This is a genomic window from Methylocystis sp. SC2 (assembly GCF_000304315.1).
Classification (GTDB): Bacteria; Pseudomonadota; Alphaproteobacteria; order Rhizobiales; family Beijerinckiaceae; genus Methylocystis.
Genome location: NC_018485.1, coordinates 64,674 through 81,640 on the forward strand (window position 1 = coordinate 64,674; position 16,967 = coordinate 81,640).

21 protein-coding genes are annotated in these 16,967 nt (G+C 65.7%); 15 read left to right on the plus strand and 6 right to left on the minus strand.

Features of this window, described 5'->3' with window-relative positions; all coding sequences use genetic code 11:
* Entirely contained in the window at window positions 1–1,326 is a 1,326-nt protein-coding gene (locus BN69_RS00330; RefSeq protein WP_014889544.1) for an SPOR domain-containing protein, read from the plus strand.
* Between the two features lie 8 nt (window positions 1,327–1,334).
* Window positions 1,335–2,342 carry a beta-N-acetylhexosaminidase gene (gene nagZ, locus BN69_RS00335; protein WP_014889545.1) on the plus strand — a complete coding sequence of 336 codons (1,008 nt, stop codon included), beginning with the start codon at window positions 1,335–1,337 and terminating at the stop codon, window positions 2,340–2,342.
* 58 nt (window positions 2,343–2,400) lie between these two features.
* Here nagZ and BN69_RS19360 read toward each other — a convergent pair whose 3' ends face one another.
* Entirely contained in the window at window positions 2,401–2,604 is a 204-nt protein-coding gene (locus BN69_RS19360) for a hypothetical protein (RefSeq protein ID WP_158491287.1), read from the minus strand.
* Between the two features lie 26 nt (window positions 2,605–2,630).
* Between BN69_RS19360 and BN69_RS00345 the strand changes: the two genes are divergently transcribed.
* From BN69_RS00345 to serS, 7 genes are all read left to right on the plus strand, one after another.
* Window positions 2,631–3,041, plus strand: a complete 411-nt coding sequence (locus tag BN69_RS00345) for a PIN domain-containing protein (protein WP_014889547.1) — start codon at window positions 2,631–2,633, stop codon at window positions 3,039–3,041.
* 128 nt (window positions 3,042–3,169) lie between these two features.
* Window positions 3,170–3,976 carry a segregation and condensation protein A gene (locus BN69_RS00350; protein ID WP_014889548.1) on the plus strand — a complete coding sequence of 269 codons (807 nt, stop codon included), beginning with the start codon at window positions 3,170–3,172 and terminating at the stop codon, window positions 3,974–3,976.
* A gap of 24 nt (window positions 3,977–4,000) precedes the next feature.
* Window positions 4,001–4,756: an SMC-Scp complex subunit ScpB gene (scpB, locus tag BN69_RS00355; RefSeq protein ID WP_014889549.1), complete on the plus strand. Its 756-nt coding sequence runs from the start codon at window positions 4,001–4,003 to the stop codon at window positions 4,754–4,756.
* Between the two features lie 164 nt (window positions 4,757–4,920).
* Window positions 4,921–5,157: a twin-arginine translocase TatA/TatE family subunit gene (locus BN69_RS00360; protein WP_014889550.1), complete on the plus strand. Its 237-nt coding sequence runs from the start codon at window positions 4,921–4,923 to the stop codon at window positions 5,155–5,157.
* A 158-nt stretch (window positions 5,158–5,315) separates the two neighbouring features.
* A complete protein-coding gene (locus BN69_RS00365) occupies window positions 5,316–5,747 on the plus strand; it encodes a twin-arginine translocase TatA/TatE family subunit (RefSeq protein ID WP_014889551.1) in 432 nt (143 codons plus the stop codon).
* On the plus strand, window positions 5,744–6,538 hold the full coding sequence (gene tatC / locus BN69_RS00370) for a twin-arginine translocase subunit TatC (protein ID WP_014889552.1): 795 nt from the start codon (window positions 5,744–5,746) through the stop codon (window positions 6,536–6,538). Before BN69_RS00365 ends, tatC begins: the two co-directional genes overlap by 4 nt.
* A gap of 221 nt (window positions 6,539–6,759) precedes the next feature.
* Complete coding sequence (gene serS / locus BN69_RS00375; RefSeq protein WP_014889553.1) at window positions 6,760–8,148, plus strand: serine--tRNA ligase; 1,389 nt, start codon at window positions 6,760–6,762, stop codon at window positions 8,146–8,148.
* Here serS and BN69_RS00380 read toward each other — a convergent pair.
* Window positions 8,086–8,595, minus strand: a complete 510-nt coding sequence (locus tag BN69_RS00380; protein ID WP_041926723.1) for an SH3 domain-containing protein — start codon at window positions 8,593–8,595, stop codon at window positions 8,086–8,088. The two genes, serS and BN69_RS00380, sit on opposite strands and share 63 nt — an antisense overlap.
* Before the next feature lie 221 nt (window positions 8,596–8,816).
* On the opposite strand from BN69_RS00380, the gene surE reads away from it, so the two are divergent.
* The 4 genes from surE to BN69_RS00400 all read left to right on the plus strand — a co-directional run bounded on the left by surE (window position 8,817) and on the right by BN69_RS00400 (window position 12,240).
* Window positions 8,817–9,590 carry a 5'/3'-nucleotidase SurE gene (gene surE / locus BN69_RS00385; protein ID WP_014889554.1) on the plus strand — a complete coding sequence of 258 codons (774 nt, stop codon included), beginning with the start codon at window positions 8,817–8,819 and terminating at the stop codon, window positions 9,588–9,590.
* Complete coding sequence (locus tag BN69_RS00390; protein WP_014889555.1) at window positions 9,587–10,270, plus strand: protein-L-isoaspartate O-methyltransferase family protein; 684 nt, start codon at window positions 9,587–9,589, stop codon at window positions 10,268–10,270. Before surE ends, BN69_RS00390 begins: the two co-directional genes overlap by 4 nt.
* A 126-nt stretch (window positions 10,271–10,396) precedes the next feature.
* Entirely contained in the window at window positions 10,397–11,788 is a 1,392-nt protein-coding gene (locus BN69_RS00395) for a peptidoglycan DD-metalloendopeptidase family protein (RefSeq protein ID WP_014889556.1), read from the plus strand.
* Window positions 11,789–11,946: 158 nt separating this feature from the next.
* Window positions 11,947–12,240 (plus strand): hypothetical protein, encoded by a 294-nt coding sequence (locus tag BN69_RS00400; RefSeq protein ID WP_041926724.1) that lies wholly within the window; start codon window positions 11,947–11,949, stop codon window positions 12,238–12,240.
* On the opposite strand, the gene zapE is transcribed toward BN69_RS00400, so the two are convergent.
* Entirely contained in the window at window positions 12,215–13,366 is a 1,152-nt protein-coding gene (zapE, locus tag BN69_RS00405; RefSeq protein WP_014889557.1) for a cell division protein ZapE, read from the minus strand. The two genes, BN69_RS00400 and zapE, sit on opposite strands and share 26 nt — an antisense overlap.
* The gene (locus tag BN69_RS00410; protein WP_014889558.1) at window positions 13,363–13,860 is read right to left on the minus strand and encodes a GNAT family N-acetyltransferase; all 498 of its coding nucleotides are present in this window, start codon (window positions 13,858–13,860) and stop codon (window positions 13,363–13,365) included. The genes zapE and BN69_RS00410 overlap by 4 nt, the downstream gene beginning before the upstream one ends.
* A 108-nt stretch (window positions 13,861–13,968) precedes the next feature.
* Between BN69_RS00410 and BN69_RS00415 the strand changes: the two genes are divergently transcribed.
* Window positions 13,969–14,541 carry a GNAT family N-acetyltransferase gene (locus BN69_RS00415; RefSeq protein ID WP_014889559.1) on the plus strand — a complete coding sequence of 191 codons (573 nt, stop codon included), beginning with the start codon at window positions 13,969–13,971 and terminating at the stop codon, window positions 14,539–14,541.
* Here the strand turns inward: BN69_RS00415 and BN69_RS00420 are convergent.
* On the minus strand, window positions 14,527–15,021 hold the full coding sequence (locus tag BN69_RS00420) for an NUDIX domain-containing protein (protein WP_371212418.1): 495 nt from the start codon (window positions 15,019–15,021) through the stop codon (window positions 14,527–14,529). The two genes, BN69_RS00415 and BN69_RS00420, sit on opposite strands and share 15 nt — an antisense overlap.
* A 114-nt stretch (window positions 15,022–15,135) precedes the next feature.
* On the opposite strand from BN69_RS00420, the gene BN69_RS00425 reads away from it, so the two are divergent.
* Window positions 15,136–16,017 (plus strand): metallophosphoesterase family protein, encoded by an 882-nt coding sequence (locus tag BN69_RS00425; protein WP_041927047.1) that lies wholly within the window; start codon window positions 15,136–15,138, stop codon window positions 16,015–16,017.
* A gap of 119 nt (window positions 16,018–16,136) precedes the next feature.
* Here the strand turns inward: BN69_RS00425 and BN69_RS00430 are convergent, their stop codons facing one another.
* Complete coding sequence (locus BN69_RS00430) at window positions 16,137–16,871, minus strand: hypothetical protein (RefSeq protein ID WP_041926725.1); 735 nt, start codon at window positions 16,869–16,871, stop codon at window positions 16,137–16,139.
* Window positions 16,872–16,967: the final 96 nt, after the last annotated feature.

Genomic DNA, 16,967 nt, shown 5'->3' on the forward strand with positions numbered 1-16,967 from the left:
ATGCGCGAGACATCCGTTAGAGGTCCGGCGATCGATCTCGGCGAATTCGAGCGGCGGCTGCGTGGGTCCGAACGCGCTCCCCGAGTCGATGATCCGCTCAGCGAACTCGCGCGGCTTGTCCATGGCGACGACCGCGCCGCCAAGGATCCTTACAGCCAAATTCTCGCGGAGGCCCGCGACGCCCGCGCTCAAGCCGCTGAACTGAGGGGTTCCTACGACGCCGCGCCGCCAGTGGCGGCTGAACCGCCATATTATCCAGAGCCGTCGCTGGAGCAGCCTCTGGAGCCCGCCTATCCGGTGGATCCCGACTATCGCGATCTGCCGCCGGGCTACAGCCAGCAGCAGGGGGGCGGATATGAGGCCGCGTATCAAGAGGCCGAGACCGGCTGGAGCGATGATTCGCAATATCTCGATTATGGCCAGAGCGATGAATATTATGAGGAGCCGCACGGCTGGCGGTCCTGGTTCCGGCCGTGGCACGCCGTCGTCGCGATTTCGCTCGTCGCCGTTCTGAGCATCGGCTTCGCCTTCTGGCATCGCAGCGGCTCCAATGGCTCACGCGAGATCGCAACGATCGTCGCCCCGGAAGGGCCGGTGAAGGTAAAGCCAACCGTCGAAGCCGAAACGACGGCGCCGGACGCCAGCGCCGCTGTCGTGCTGGACCGCAAGGAGCAGGCGCCGGTTCAGAAGCTTGTCACCAATCAGGAACAGGCGGTGGATCCGTCCGTTACGCCGCAAGCGGCGCGGCTCGGCGACGGGCCTGTCAATCTCCCCCATGAGCCTCCAGCACCCGCCACGGCCGCGCCAAAGCGGGTGAAAACCGTCACCGTGCGGCCGGACGGCAGCCGGGTGGAGGATGGCGCATTGCCGCCGGCCGTCGCCATGGCGAGCCGGCCCGCCGAGACGGCGGCGCATCCGGCCGTCCCCGCCGCCGTCGGCGCGGCGACCGCGACGCCGCCGACGCAGGCGAAGCCAACGGCGACGCCTCCCCGAATCGCCAAGCCCAAGCCGGCGCCGAAAGTCGCCGCAGCTGAAGAGTCTCCGCCGGATGCGGATGCCGATCAAGCGACGCCTCCGAGCAAAGGCGGCTTCGCCGTGCAGTTCGGCGCGGCGGACAGCGAGGCCGACGCCCGCGAACTGCTGAAGACCGTCGTCAGCAAATATCGCGCGCAGCTTGGCGGCCTGAAGCCGACCTTCAAAATGGCGACGGTCAATGACAGAACCGTCTATCGCGTGCGCGTCGGGGCGATCAGCAAGGAGTCCGCGAACGCGATCTGCAGCAAGGTGAAGGCGACCGGCGGCTCCTGCTTCGTCGCGGGCAACTGACGGACGACATGCGCGCCTTCATCTGTGGATTGAAGGGACCGGCGCTCGAGGCCGACGAGCGCGCGTTCCTGCGGGACGCCGCGCCTTGGGGCGTGATCCTTTTTCGCCGCAATGTCGACGCGCCCGATCAGATCGCGCGGCTGACCGCCGACATTCGGGACGCTCTCGGCCGCCACGCGCCCGTTCTGGTCGATCAGGAGGGCGGCCGCGTCCAGCGCCTGGGACCGCCGCACTGGCGCGCCTATCCGGCCGCGGCGCGCTTCGAGCGGGCGGCCGCCGACGCCGCGCAGGCCGAGCGACTCGCCTGGCTTGGCGCCCGGCTGATCGGCCATGATCTGCGGTCGGTCGGCGTCGACGTCGACTGCCTGCCGGTGCTCGATGCGCCCGCCGAGGATTCCCACAGCATCATCGGCGATCGCGCCTATAGCCGGGATCCGGCGCGCGTCGCCGCGATCGGCCGCGCCGCCGCCGAAGGGTTGATGGCGGGCGGCGTCGCGCCGGTGATGAAGCACATTCCCGGTCACGGACGCGCCCGCGCCGACAGCCACTTGGAGCTGCCGGTGGTCAGCGCGCGCCGCGAGGACCTGGAGCTTATGGATTTCGCGCCGTTCAAGGCGAACGCCGATCTGCCGATGGCGATGAGCGCCCATGTCGTCTATTCGGCGATCGATCCGGCGGCTCCCGGCACGCTCTCGAAGGCGGTGATCGGCGACATCGTCCGCAGCTATATCGGTTTCGACGGCCTCCTGATGACCGACGACCTGTCCATGAAGGCGCTGACGGGGAGCTTCCGTGAGCGCGCCGAGCGGGCGATCGGCGCCGGATGCGATCTCGTGCTGCATTGCAACGGCGATCTAGCAGAAGCGCGGCCGGTCGCCGAAGGCGCGCCGCCGCTGGCAGGCGTGGCGCTGGCGCGGGCCGAAAAGGCGCTCGAATGCGTGCGGCGGCCCGTCGAATCCTTCGATGTCGCGGAGGCGACGCGCGAGTTCGACGCGGCGATGTCGGCGGTGGCCTGAACTCTTGCGCACAGGCGCATCCAGGTTTAACTGTGTAATTATGAAAAACATCACAGTTTCACTGGATGACGAACTGTATCGCCGGGCGCGGATCAGAGCGGCGCAGGACGATACTACTGTATCGGCCGTGGTTCGGCGTTTCCTGATTGAATTCGCTTCGGAAGGCACGGAGTTCGAGCGGCTGAAACGCCAGGAGCAGGAATTCCGCGCGCAGATCCAGGAATTTCGCGCGTCGGATCGGCTCTCCCGTCAGAGCGTTCATGAGAGGCCGATCGGGCAACCAACGAGGTGACCGGCTTTCTGGACACCAATATCCTGCTTTATTCAATCAGCCGCGACGCGTCCGAGGCGGAAAAGCGCGAGCGGTCCATCGCATTGCTGGATCAGGATGACTGGAGCCTGTCGACGCAGGTTTTGCAGGAGTTCTATGTGCAGGCGACGCGCGCCTCGCGGCCGGACGCCTTACCGCATCACATCGCGGCTGGCCTCGTGCGCGCGTGGCAGCGGTTTCAGGTTCAGGACATTACGCTGGCGATCGTCAACGCCGCGCTGGACATAAAATCGCGCTATGGATTTTCTTACTGGGACGCCGCAATCGTCGCCGCTGCGCAAGCGCAGGGGTGCTCGCGGCTATATTCCGAAGACCTCTCACACGGGCAGGTCATCGACAATTTGCAGATTATCGACCCCTTTCGATAGCAGTTCTCTCCTGTGGACCGGCGCTCCCAAAGCGCCGGCAGCGCTTGCGACGGCGGGCCATCGGGGCCAATCTCGCGCCGAAACGCTCGGCCATGCCGATTCGTAAAGGAAACAGGCTCAATTCGGGAATGGCCCAGGAACTGACCTTCGAGCTGGACGCGCCCCGCGGCGACGCCGAAGAGGCCTTTCTCGTCGACGTCGACGGTTTCGAAGGGCCGCTCGATTTGCTGCTTGAGCTTGCGCGCCGGCAGAAGGTCGACCTCGCCCGCATTTCCATTCTTGCGCTCGCCGAGCAATATCTCGCCTTCGTCGAGGCGGCGCGGCGCGTGCGCCTCGAACTCGCCGCCGACTATCTGGTCATGGCCGCCTGGCTCGCCTTTTTGAAGTCGCGGCTGCTGCTGCCGGAGCCGCCTAAGGGGGACGAGCCCTCCGCCTCCGATCTCGCCGCCGCGCTCGCCGAGCGCCTGCGCAGGCTGGAGCTCATTCGGCGCGCCGCCGACAAGCTCACCGAGCGCGCGCGGCTGGGGCGCGACATGTTTTTGCGCGGCGGCCCGGAAGGCGTAGAGACGATCTCGCATCCCAAATTTCAGGCGAGCCTCTACGACCTTCTCTCGGCTTACGCCCGGCAGCGCCAGAAGACGGCGACGTCGCGTGTGGTGATGCGGCAACGCGCGGTCTGGTCTCTGGCCGAGGCGCGCGAAGCCCTCGAACGGCTCGTCGGCGTCGCGACGGAATGGACCGTGCTCGACGATTTTTTGCTGCATTACTGTGTCGACATGCAGACGGCGCGCACCGTGCGCGCCTCGGCCTTTACCGCTTCGCTGGAAATGGTGCGCGAGGGGCGATTTGACATCCGTCAGGACCGCCACTTCGCGCCGCTTTGGGTGCGGCGGCGGGCGCCTCAGGAAGCGGACGAAACAGCGGGCGCGTCATAGCCCCGGAACTATAGGAGGCGTCCGGTGGCGCAGGCTGCGGAGAAGATCGAACTTTTCGACGTGAACAGCGACGACGAGCTTGCGCGTCACGAGGCTCGGCTGCGCGAAGCGGAGCGCATCATCGAGGCGCTGCTGTTCGCCTCTGCCGAGCCGCTTGATGAAGCGGAAATGGCGCGCCGCATCGAGGAGGGCGCCGATCTCGAGCGCGTTCTTGAGCGGCTGCGCGCCCATTATGCGGGCCGCGGCGTCAATCTCACCCGCGTCGGCAAAAAGTGGTTTTTCCGCACCGCCGCCGACCTCAACTGGATTCTCGCGCGCGAGCAGGTCGAGGAGAAGAAGCTCTCCCGCGCGGCGCTGGAGACGCTCGCGATCATCGCCTATCACCAGCCGACGACCCGCGCCGAGATTGAGGAGATTCGCGGCGTCGCCATTTCCAAGGGCACGTTGGACGTCCTGCTCGACACCGGCTGGATCAGGCTGCGCGGCCGCCGCAAGGCGCCGGGCAGGCCGATCACCTATGGCACGACCGACGCCTTCCTGATGCATTTCGGGCTTGAGCAGATCGGCGATCTGCCGGGGCTCGACGAACTCAAGGGCGCCGGGCTCTTCGACGGCCGGCTGCCGAAGGGCTTCGGCGTGCCGCAACCCTCGGACGACGCCGCGTTGCGCGAGGATGAAGAGCCGCTTGAAGACGACGCGCCGGAGCTTCTCGACATGGAGTTCCCGGACGAGCCCGAGGCGCCGGAGACGCCTGAAGCCGCCGACGACGAGGAGCTTTGAGGGCGTCGCGGGGCGGAGCGGTCAAGCGCCGCCAAATTTCCACGTCCCGTGAGAATGTCTGCGGCGCGCATCTGTGCGCCCCGTCCTTGTTTTTATAGCGAGGGGCGCATAGTTTCCGGGCAAACGCCGGTCGACCCGGTTTCTCTTTCGGAAGGATGCGCGCCATGGGCGGTCTGTCGATCTGGCACTGGATCATTGTCGGCGCGGTCGTCTTCATTCTTTTCGGCGGGAAGTTCAAGATTTCCGACGTGATGGGCGACGTCGCCAAGGGCATCAAGGCCTTCAAGAAGGGCATGTCCGAAGACGACGTCGCGGCCGATGACGCAAAAAAGCCGCTCGAAGGCCAGGCCAGCGAGCGACGCGCACTGGAGAGCGACAAGGCGGACACCAAGAAGGTCTAGCATCGACGCCCTCCCTTAAGGGGGAGGGTCGCGCTGAACGCGCGGGGTGGGGTGAGAGAGAATCCCTTGAGCCTCGCCACATCGTCACCCCACCCCGAAGCGCTTCGCGCTTCGACCCTCCCCGTCAAGGGAGGGCGCAAGGCGCCCGAGCAACACGCATGTTCGATCTCGAACCCGGCAAGCTCATCGTCATCGCCATCGTCGCGCTGATTGCGATTCCCTCGAAGGATTTGCCGCGCGTCTTGCGCTCGCTTGGGCAGTTCACCGGAAAAATGCGCCGCATGGCTGCGGAATTTCAAGGACAATTCATGGAGGCGATGCGCGAGGCCGAACTCGATGATCTGCGCAAGGAGGTCGGCGAGATGAGGGACGCGGTCAAGGAGAGCGTGAAGCTCGACGGCGCGTTCGATCCGATGGCCGAAGCGCGCAAGCAGATTACCGGCGCAATCACCGGCGAGGCGAAGCCGTCGGCGGATGAGGATGCGCCGGCCGCATCCTTCGAGACGCCGCCTTCGGCCGCTCCTCAGGATGAGGGCTCTGGTTTCCCTGAAAGCGAGCAGGCCGATTCGCCGAAGAAGGCCGCCACATGAACGAGGCCGACGAAGCCGAAATCGAGGCCAGCAAGGCGCCGTTGATCGAACATCTGATGGAATTGCGCGAGCGCCTGATCAAGGCGCTGCTCGCCTTTCTCGCGATGTTCGTGCTCTCCTTCTTCTTCGCCAAGGAAATCTACAATCTGCTTCTCATTCCCTACACGCAGGTCGCAGGCCCTGAGGCGCGGCTCATCTACACGGCGCCGCAGGAATATTTCTTCACCCAGATCAAGGTCGCGCTGTTTATGGCGGCGTTTTTGTCCTGTCCGATCGTGCTGTCGCAGATCTACGCCTTCGTGGCGCCCGGGCTCTACAAGCACGAACGCAGGGCGTTCCAACCCTATCTTTTCGCGACGCCGATCTTCTTCGCCTTTGGCGCGCTCGTCGTCTATTTTCTGGTGATGCCCAATCTGCTGCGTTTCTTCATGGGGATGCAGCAAGCGAATGAACCGGGCAAGGCGCAGATCGAACTGCTGCCGCGCGTCTCCGAATATCTTTCGCTGATCATGACGCTCGTGCTCGCCTTCGGCATCGTGTTTCAGTTGCCGGTGGTTTTGACGCTGCTCGGTCAGGTCGGCATCGTGACGTCGGAGTTTTTGAAAGAGAAACGGCGTTACGCGGTCGTGCTCGTCTTCATCGTCGCGGCGGTTTTGACGCCGCCGGACGTATTCTCGCAGCTCGCGCTCGCAGTCCCTGGCGTGCTGCTCTACGAGGCGTCGATTTACGCCGTGCGGATGGTCGAGAAGAAGCGGGCCGCGGCCCAAGCTGCGGCGAGCGGCGGCTCATAGGCGACATCTCGCCGCTTGACCCTGTTACCTGCCCGCGAGAGAAAGACGCCCTCGACAAAGTCCCCGCCGTCATGGCCGGGCTTGTCCCGGCCATCCACGCCGAGACGTTGCGGCTCGTTTGAAATGCTGTCGTAACGGCGCTGCGTGGATGCCCGGCACAAGGCCGGGCATGACGCGTTTGCAACAGTTCGCCCATTACTCCCCAGCGCCAGCAGGCCGATATGTACGACATCAAATGGATTCGCGAGAACGCTGAAATTTTCGATCGCGGCCGCGCACGGCGCGGGCTGGAGCCGATCTCGACGCAGCTTCTCGCCTTCGACGACGCGCGGCGCGCGGCGATCGGCGAATTGCAAAAGGCGCAGGAGCGTCGCAACGCCGCCTCGAAAGAGATCGGCGCGGCGATGAAGGCGGGCGACAGCGCCCGCGCCGAGGCGCTGAAAGCGGAAGTCACGACGATCAAGGAAAACTGGCCGGCGCTCGAAGAGGCCGAGCGCTACGCGATAGCCGAACTCGACAATGCGCTGGCGAGCATTCCCAACACGCCGCTCGACGAAGTCCCCGACGGCGCCGACGAGAATGACAATGTCGAAGTCGCGCGCTGGGGCGAGCCGCGTGAATTCGATTTCACGCCGAAAGAGCATTTCGAAATCGGCGAAGGCCTTGGGCTGATGGATTTCGAAACGGCGGCGAAAATTTCCGGCGCGCGTTTCGTCGTCAACAAAGGCGGGCTGGCGCGCTTGGAGCGAGCCCTCGCGCAATTCATGCTCGATCTGCATACGAACGAGCATGGCTATATGGAGGTCAGCCCGCCGCTGCTGGTGCGCGACGACGCCATGTTCGGCACGGCGCAATTGCCGAAGTTTAGAGAAGATCAGTTTGTTGCGACAAATCAGCTGTTCGTCAGCGAAGCCTTCAACCAGGCCGTCGATGAATTTAATGAAGGAATTCTCCCCGAGGGCCGGGACTTAACAACTCGAACCGGCCAATTAATGCAGGGAAAGAATTACTGGCTCATCCCCACGGCCGAAGTGCCGCTCACCAATCTCGTGCGCGAGTCGATCCTCGACGAAGCGCAATTGCCGATGCGCATGACCGCCGGCACCTATTGCTTCCGCGCCGAAGCGGGCGCCGCCGGCAAGGACACGCGCGGCATGATCCGCCAGCATCAGTTCTACAAGGTCGAACTCGTGTCGATCACAACGCCGGAGCAATCGCTCGACGAACATGAGCGCATGACGGGCTGCGCCGAGAAGGTGTTGCAGCTTCTTGAACTGCCCTATCGCAAGGTCGTGCTCTGCACCGGCGACATGGGCTTCGCGAGCCAAAAAACCTATGACCTCGAAGTCTGGCTGCCGGGGCAGGGGAGATATCGCGAGATTTCCTCATGCTCGGTCTGCGGCGACTTCCAGGCGCGGCGCATGAACGCGCGCTATCGCCCGAGCGATAGCAAGGGGCCGCGTTTTGTCCACACGCTCAACGGCTCGGGCGTCGCGGTCGGCCGCGCGATGGTCGCGGTGCTGGAGAATTATCAGCAGGCCGACGGCTCAGTCGAGGTTCCCCGCGTCCTTCGGCCTTACATGGGCGGGCTCGCGCGCATCCCGAGCTGAACGCCGTCGGTGGACGCAGCGCCCGCGTCTCGCGGGCTCTTCGCAATGGGGCTCGGGCGACGTCCCAAAAAACGGCGTCCAGCCATAGCCGTAGTCGGCGCGCGGCGCATAGCCGTCGCTGAGCAGGTCGCGCGCCGCGACCGGCAGCACCACGGGCGCGGCCAGAAATCCCAACAGGCCGGAGCCGGGCGCGGTCGGCGGCGCGCCGGGGATCACAAGCGGCGCCGGGACATAGCCCATGGTCCCGCCATATTGCACCTGGCACCAGCGGCCGCAGCCGAGCACATTGAAGGGAATATTCGCCGCCATCGTGGTGACCGGCCGCGCGCTCGAACTGGGGCTGACCTGGAGCGGCGTCACCGCCGCCACATAGGCCTCAAAAGCGGCGGCGCAGCCGGGGGCGGCGCTCATCGCCGCCGCAAGCAAGAACGACAGTCGTAAGCGCATCAAAAATCCCCCCGAGAATGAGGCTGCGACTCGAGGGCGATCTGGTGAAGGGTTTCCTCGTACTTCGAGACGGCCTCTTCGAGGCCTCCTCTGGATGAGGAAACCCTTCACCCGATCGCCCTTCGGGCAATTTGGGTCATTGTGGACGTTGGGCGTCGAATCGTCCAAAGAAACTTGGGCTTCTTCGAATAGCCCCAAGCGCGAGCGAAACCGCCAAACACATGCGCATTCTCATCACCAATGACGACGGCGTTCACGCGCGCGGCCTGGCGATCGCCGAGACGATCGCGCGCGCCTTCACTGACGATATTTTCGTCATCGCGCCGGAATTCGAGCAATCGGGCGTTTCGCATTCGCTGTCGCTCAATGATCCGCTGCGGCTGCGGGAGATTTCGCCGCGCCACTTCGCGCTCAAGGGAACGCCGACCGATTGCGTCATCATGGGCCTGCGCAAGCTGATGCTCGATCATCCGCCCGATCTTCTGATTTCCGGCGTCAACTGCGGCCAGAATATCGCCGAGGACGTCTCCTATTCCGGCACTATCGCCGGGGCGATGGAGGGCACGATTCTCGGCATTCCGTCGATCGCGCTCTCCCAGGTCTATGATTTCTTCGCGGACCGCCGGACGATCCACTGGGAATGCGCGGCGACGCATGGCGCCGAGGTTGTGCGCCGCCTGATCGCGGCGGGCATTCCCAAGAACGTGTTGATGAATGTCAATTTTCCGCATTGCGCGCCCGAGGACGTCGCCGGCGTCGCGATCACGATGCAGGGCAGGCGCAGCAGCGACATCGTGCGGATCGAGGACCGCAAGGACGGCCGCGGCAATCCCTATCACTGGATCTCCTTCCAGCGCGGCGACTTCAAGTCGGGGCAGGGCACCGATCTGCTGGCGCTCGAAGAAAAGAAAATCTCCATCACCCCGCTGCAGCTGGATTTCACCGATCATCCGACGGTGACGCGTCTCGCCGCGGCGTTCGAGCCCAAAGAATGACAGAGCGCCGCGCGCCCAACGCAGCCGAATACGAGGAGCGCGCGGCGCTGCTGCTGACCTTGCGCCAGGCGGGGCTGCGCGACCTCTCGGTGTTGCGCGCGATGGAGGCGACCCCGCGGGAGGCGTTCGCGCCCTATCGCTTTCGCGATCTGGCGAATCGCAATCTCTTGCTGCCGATCGGCTGCGGGCAGACCATGTCGCGTCCGGTCGAACTCGCCAGACGGCTCGAGGCGCTCAAGATCGGCCGCGGCCACCGGGTGCTGGAGGTCGGGGCGGGGTCCGGCTATGGCGCGGCGGCGCTCGCGCAGCTCGCCAGCGAGGTCGTAAGCCTCGAACGTTTCGAGACGCTCGCCATCGAGGCCTCGCGCCGGTTGGCCGCCCATGGCGTTGCAAACGCCAAGGCGATTTTCGCCGACGGCCTCGATCCGCCTCACGAGCTCGGACGCTTCGATCGGATCATCGTCCAGGCCTCGGTCGGCGCCGCGCCCGCCGCGCTCATCCAAATGCTCACGCCGGGCGGCGCGCTGCTGTTCGCCCGCAGGGAGCACGCGCAGGCCGGCGCGCGGGCGAAGGAACGATTGATTAAGCTTGATCGCAACGAGGACGGCGAACTGCGCGAGACGGATCTTGGCCCGTGTCGCCTGGGGCCGGCGATCCCCGGACTGGCGCAGGCGCTCTAAAACATCATGACGGAATGCTGAAAATTTTCATCGCCGCGCGCGCTTTGCGTTCATCTTAAACGGCTCCTTAACCGCCGCGCTGTTACCCATAAAGCCGTTCAATGTTGCGTTCGGGTGGGTCGCGTCATGGTTACCAAGCATCACATTGCTTATTCGCGCGCCGCAGTGCGGTTCCTGGCTGCCGTCGGCGTCGCCGCCCTTGTCGCCGGCTGCTCCGACGCCTCCCGCTTCGGAGGCGACACCTTCTCCGATCCCTTCTCCGACCCCTTCTCGGGATCGGCCAAGACCGCCTCGCTCGGCGTCGATCGGGCGCCTGTCGGCGCGATCGCCGACGCGCCGGCGCAGAGCCCGCCCTCCACGGCGGTGGAGACCCGTCCCTTGCCCGCGCCCTCGGCCAGCGCGCCCGCCCAGAGCGGCGGCGCGTCCCTGGCGCGGACCTCTACGCCAGCGGCGCAGCCGTCGTCGACGCGCGTTGCGGCCGCCGGCGCCAGCGGCCACTGGAGCGCCGAAGGCGGCACGCCGATCGTTGTCGCCCAGGGCGAGACCGCGGCAATGCTGGCCACCCGCTACGGCGTGCCCACCGACGCGCTGCTGCGGGCGAATGGCTTCAACATCGCCTCGCAGGTTCAGCCAGGCTCTCGTCTGGTGGTTCCCGTCTATCGGGCCGGCGGCGCTCCTGTCGTGGCGACGCGCGTCCCCGCCGGTCCGGCGAAAGCGGCGGCCGCCGTGCCGGCCGCGGCCAAGCCGCTCGCCGCGAAGCCTGCGCCGTCGGCGAAGTCCGTGGCCGACGCCAGGCCGGCGGAACCGGCGAAGCCGGTCCGCAAGACCGAAGCCGAACCGGCTAAAACCAAGCCGATCGATAAGTCGAAGGCGGCGGCCAAAACCGCGTCGGAGAAGACGCTCGTCAAGGCGGAGCCGCGCATCGCCGCGACGACGCCGGCCCGCGCCGTCAAAACCGAGCGGATCGCCCGTGGGCCGTCCTCTCCCGTGGCGTCGGAAGCTGAGCCCAAGATCGCGGACGCGCGCAGCACGCCCGTTGTCGCCGCCGAAACCCCGAAAGAAACGCCCAGCGCCCGCAAGGTCGACACCACGGCGACCGCCTCCATTCCCCCGGCGAATGACGCGAAAGCGGTGGCTTCCGACGAAAGTCGGCCCGAGTTCCGCTGGCCCGCCCGCGGCCGCATCATTCAGGGCTTCACGTCGGGCGGAAACGACGGGATCAACATCGCGGTGCCCGAAGGAACGCAGGTCAAGGCGGCCGAAGGCGGGGTCGTCGCCTATGCCGGCAGCGAGCTCAAGGGCTACGGCAATCTCGTGCTCATTCGGCATCCCAACGGCTTCGTTTCGGCCTACGCTCACAATGGCGAACTCGACGTCAAGCGCGGCGATCAGGTCAAGCGCGGTCAGACGATCGCCAAGTCCGGCCAGTCGGGCAATGTCGGCTCGCCGCAGCTTCACTTCGAACTGCGCAAGGGTTCGACGCCCGTCGATCCGACGCGCTATCTGGCGGGGTTGTAGGCGTCGACGCGAGAACGCTCCGGCGTCCGCGAGACAAAAGGCGCTGGAGACTTGGGGCGGCGGGTCCAAAGAAAGGCCCGCCGCTCTCGTCTTTTGGCGCCTCGCGGGCCGATCAAAATGCTATATGGCGCGGGTCGCAACCGGAGGATCCCGCGCCAGTGAAGCATCGTCTCGCTTTCGTTTTCCTGCTCGCCGCCACGCCGGCTTTCGCGGTGGACCCGACCGGCGTTCCCCAGTGCGACGCGCTGCTCAAGCGCTATGAGGCCTGCTCGGGACAACTGCCGCCGTCTCAGGTCCATGCCGCGCAAAAGGAGCTGCTCGATGGCGCGGTCGGCATTCGCTCCGCGGCGACCGATCCGGCGAAACGGCCGGATCTTGAACGCTATTGCGCCGATCGGTTTGAATTGATGAAGCGCGCAAGCGACATCAAGGACTGCATGTCGAAGCCATGAGCGCGGCGCGGGCGTCAGTGTAATCTTTGCCCCGCATTTCGATCAGGCGCGACGCCGCGCGTTCGAATTCGCGCGCTTCGGCGCCGTAGTCCGCGTGGTAGAGTTCGGAAGGCTCCGCCGCGGCGGAAACGACCAGCAGAATGCGCGCCTCGTAAAGAACGTCGATCAGCGTGATGAAGCGGCGCGCTTCGTTCCGCTGCTCTGGCGTCAAGGCCGGTACGTCTTCGACGATCACCGCGTCAAATTTCTCGGCGATCGCCATATAATCCGCCGCCGACAGCGGTTGACCGCAGAGCGCCGCGAAGCTCAGACGCGCGACGCGGCCCGCGGTTTGCGGGATCTCGATGCGGCGTCGCTTGACCTCAATTGTCGCGGGCGTTTCCCCCGCGTCGCCGGCGAGCGTCGCATAGAGCGCGTCGATCGCCGATCTTGCGCGAGAGTCGGCGGGCGTGAAATAGACCTGCCCGAGATCGCCGCGCCGTCGCCGATAGTCGTTCGGCGCGTCGAGACGCAGGACGTCCATTCGCTCCTGCAATATGGCGATAAAGGGCAGGAACAGATCGCGATTGCGGCCGCCTTCATAAAGCCGGCAAGGCTCGACGTTGGACGTCGCGACAATGACGACGCCCGACGCCAGCAGTGAAGAAAACAGCCGTGCGACGATCGATGCGTCAGCGACATCGTGCACGGCGAACTCGTCAAAGCAGAGCACACGGGTTTCTTGCGCGATCTGCTGCGCCACGCAGCTCACCGGATCGGCGTCGCTACGATGCGGCTTCTCACGCAGGCGATGCAGCCGGTCGTGCACGTCCGCCATGAAGGCGTGAAAATGCGCGCGACGCTTCTTCTCGACAGGAAGCGCGCCGAAGAACAGGTTCATCAAGAAGGTTTTGCCGCGCCCGACCGATCCCCAGAGGTAGAGGCCGCGCGCGGGCTGCCGCCGAAGGCGAAAGGTCGCAAGGAGCGCTTGCGTCACACTGGCGTTTTTCGGCCTGCGGCTTACGAGAGCGTCGGCGAGCGCTTGAAGCTTCTCGACCGCCGCGCGCTGCGACGCGTCGCGCTCCAACGCGCCCTGCGCGACGAGCGCGTCATATTTCTCGACGATGCTCTGCGCGCGCGACGTCATGCGCGCCGCATCCTGCCGTTCGCCTCTGCGAGCGCGCCGGGGCGGAGTTCGCAATAGAGCAGGCGCTCCGGGTCCACGGGACCCGGCATCGTGATTTTGCCCTGCGGCACAGGCGCGAATCCCAACCGCGCATAATATTCCTCGTCGCCGACGAGCAGGACGAGCCCATGTCCGGCGTCGCGCGCGGCGTCCAGCGAATATTTGACGAGCGTCTCGCCGACGCGCTGCTGGCGAAACGCCGGCTCGACAGTCAAAGGACCAAGCAAAAGCGCGGGCGTCGATCCGACGAGGATGGGCGTCATGCGGTTGGCGCCGACAAGCAGGGTTCCGATCCGCGCGACAAAGGACAGCGAACGATCGGGATCGACGCCTTCGCGCAAGCGATAGGCCGTACGCGCATATCTGCCCGGACCGAACGCGCGTTCGTCGAGCTTTTCGATAGGCGCGTCGTCTGCGGCCGTCAGCGGCGCAAATTTTACGGCGAGATCGATCATCTTGTGGCTTGACCCTGGGCGCAGGCCATATCACGCGCCGTCCGCGCGGCAAAACCTCTCGTTGCGCCGCGACTTGCCGCCATGCGACGCTAGGGGCGGAGAGAAGCAATGGCGGAGTATCGCTTGCGCCGGGCAAGCATCGCGGACGCCCGATTGATCGCCGAACTCCACGCCAGGGCATGGCGGGAGACCTATCTTGGCGTGATGCGCGAAGAGGCGCTGGCGTCCATCGATCTCGACGATTGGACGCGCTGGCTGGCGCGGATCGGCTCAAGCGAAGACGCTCAGGCCGTGTTCATCGCGTGCGAGGGCGAGACTCTGGTAGGCTTCGCCCGTTGCGCTCGCCAGTCCAACCCTAAGCTCGTTCCGCTTGGCTTCGAGGGCGAAATCGCGTCGATCTACCTGCTGCTGCGCGCCCAGCGCCGCGGCTTAGGCAGGCGCTTGATGCAGCGGCTCGCCGCGCATCTGATGTCCGCCGGCTGCGCGAGCGCCGCCGTTTGGGTCTTGCGCGACGCGCCGAAGGCCCGCGGATTTTATGAAGCGCTCGGCGCGGAGCCTGTCGGCGTCGAGGGCGTGTGGGAGATTGCGGGCGACGTCCTGCCGGACATCGCCTATGGCTGGCGTGATCTGCGCGCCTTGAGCGCCGGAGCCGGCTCCGTCGCGCGTTCACCAATAGGGTGAGACAGGCGCGTTCTCCAGCGCCTCGGACAGCCGCGCCCGCGTCCCTGCGGTCGTATCCGCCGGCAGAGCGTCGAGCGCGAAGAAGTCCGCCTCCGCGATCTCGCGATCCGGCGCGCGCGGCTGCGTGAGGCGAAACGAACGCACGACATAAAGCGCGACGTGGTCTCGCGTCGAGAACCGCCGATTGAAATACATGCCGAACAGTACAGGCGGCGCATCGAGCAGGATATTCGCCTCCTCGCTCAGCTCGCGCTCGAGCGCCTCGACAAGCGTTTCGCCGCTTTCGACGCCGCCGCCCGGCAAATAAAAACCATCCACATAAGTGTGCCGGACAAGCAGCACGCGGTTTCTTGCGTCGAGGACGAGGCCGCGCACGCCCAGGGTCATCGGACGTTGAAAGCGTGCGCCCAAAGCGATGAGCCGCAACGTAAAACGCGTGCGCCTCGATGGCGCCGCGCGTCCTTCTTCGGGCTTCGTCAAAACCGCCTCCGATCGCCCGAAACTATGGCAAATGACGCGCGAAAGCACTAGTGTCGCGGGCCCAGCCCGATGAGGAAAGCGCCGCGCGGCGCGCCCGGCCGTCAGAGAGGATTCTTGAACTTCCGGCTCGCCCATCTTTCCGACGCGCATATCGGCCCGATTCCTCGCCCCAATCTCGCGGAGCTCCTTGGCAAGCGCGTCACGGGCTATGTGAACTGGCTTTATAAACGCGGCGATCAGCACGATATGCGCGTGCTCGGCAAGATCGTCGCGGACATCAAAGCGCAGGCGCCCGACCACGTCGTCATGACCGGGGATATCGTCAACATCGGACTGCCCGGCGAAATCGCGCTCGCCAAAGACTGGCTCGCCTCTCTGGGCGCGCCTGGCGACGTGAGCTTCACGCCCGGAAATCACGACGCTTATGTGGCGAGCGTGACAGATCTCGTTCACGAGGTTTTCGCGCCTTGGACGACGGGCGAGAGCGCAGGCGGGGGCTTTCCCTATTTGCGCAGGCGCGGCGGCGTCGCGCTGATCGGTCTCGACACCGGCGTGCCGACGGCGCCTTTCGTCGCTTCCGGGCGGCTCGGGGCGACTCAGCTGGCGGCGCTCGCGGATCTGCTGGAGCGCGCGAAGGCGCAAGGACTTGCGCGCGTCGTCTGCCTTCACCACCCGCCGCATGTCGGCGGCGCGCGTCGTCTGCGCGGGCTCGAAGACGCGGCGGACTTCGAAAGCGTCATCGCGCGCCATGGCGCTGAACTCATTCTGCATGGGCATAATCACAAGCCCAGTCTGCATCGTCTGCCGGGGCCCGGCGCCGCGACGCCGGTCGTGGGCGTCGCATCGGCTTCCGCCCGGCCCGGCGGGCATTATCCGGGCGCCGCCTATAATCTTTACCAGATCGAGCGCGAAGCGGACGGCGTCAGGATTTCGCTGCGCAGGCGTGGATTGAACGACGCCGGCGAGGTCGTTGAACTCGAATCCGTTGAGCTGTGAAGCCTAGAGCGCGGCTCGCGAAAAAGTGGGAACCGTTTTTTCGCATAGAGCGCGCTCTAAACTTTGGGAATCGATCACGTCATCTGCATTTGGGCGATTTCGCCCAAATGCAGCGTAATCTAGTCTGAGAGATAGGCGCGATAGAGCCATGCCGCCAAGACGGCCAAGAATGCGAAGAAAGCGGCAGCGCCAAAAAACTCGGCGATGAACGCGGCGACGCGAATTGTTTTTCCGGAATGGGATTCGTCGTTTTCGCGCGCGTTCGCCCTCTCGCGCGCGGCGGCGACCTTGACGCCAAGCGCCCGCGCCGCGCCGCCGCTCGCATAATCGACCGCGAGCGCCTTTTCGCGCTCGATCAGGCGATGCGCGATGTAGCTGGTGATCGCGTCGACGAGGTCGTCGACGCTGTCGCTTTCGCGAAGCGTCACCCGGCCGTGGCGCGTATCCTGGAGAAAGCGATAGGTCCGCCTGTCGCGATCCATCTCGACGAAGCCGATCTGGTCGATGAACAGGCGCGGTCGCTCCGCCGGCGCAACGCCAACGTCGAAAATGTCGCAATCGCTCGGCACCTGCGCCAGAACCGGCGACAGAGCCTCGCCGAGCATCTCCAGCCGGGCGATTTCCGCGGCGCGCAGATCGGAAATGGCGGCGGAGCGCTCCGCGTTCTCGAGGCGCGCGCGGCGCAGCGCGCCGGACAGGCTGGCCATACGCTCGTCGAGCGTACCCGCCGGTCCCTTGCGGGCGACTCGCTCGCGCTCCACAAGAAGCGATAGACGCTCCGCGGGCGTTGTGGACGGGTGTGGCTGGTCGGCGTCGCGAATGTCTGCTGGCGGCGCGGGCAGGGGCTCTTCCATATCGTCCACTCGCTGTGGCCCTCGCTGCGCGGCCGGGGCATTAAAGCATTGTGACTATAGCGGCTCTCGGCGGCGCTGCGAAGCGCAAGCGCGAGG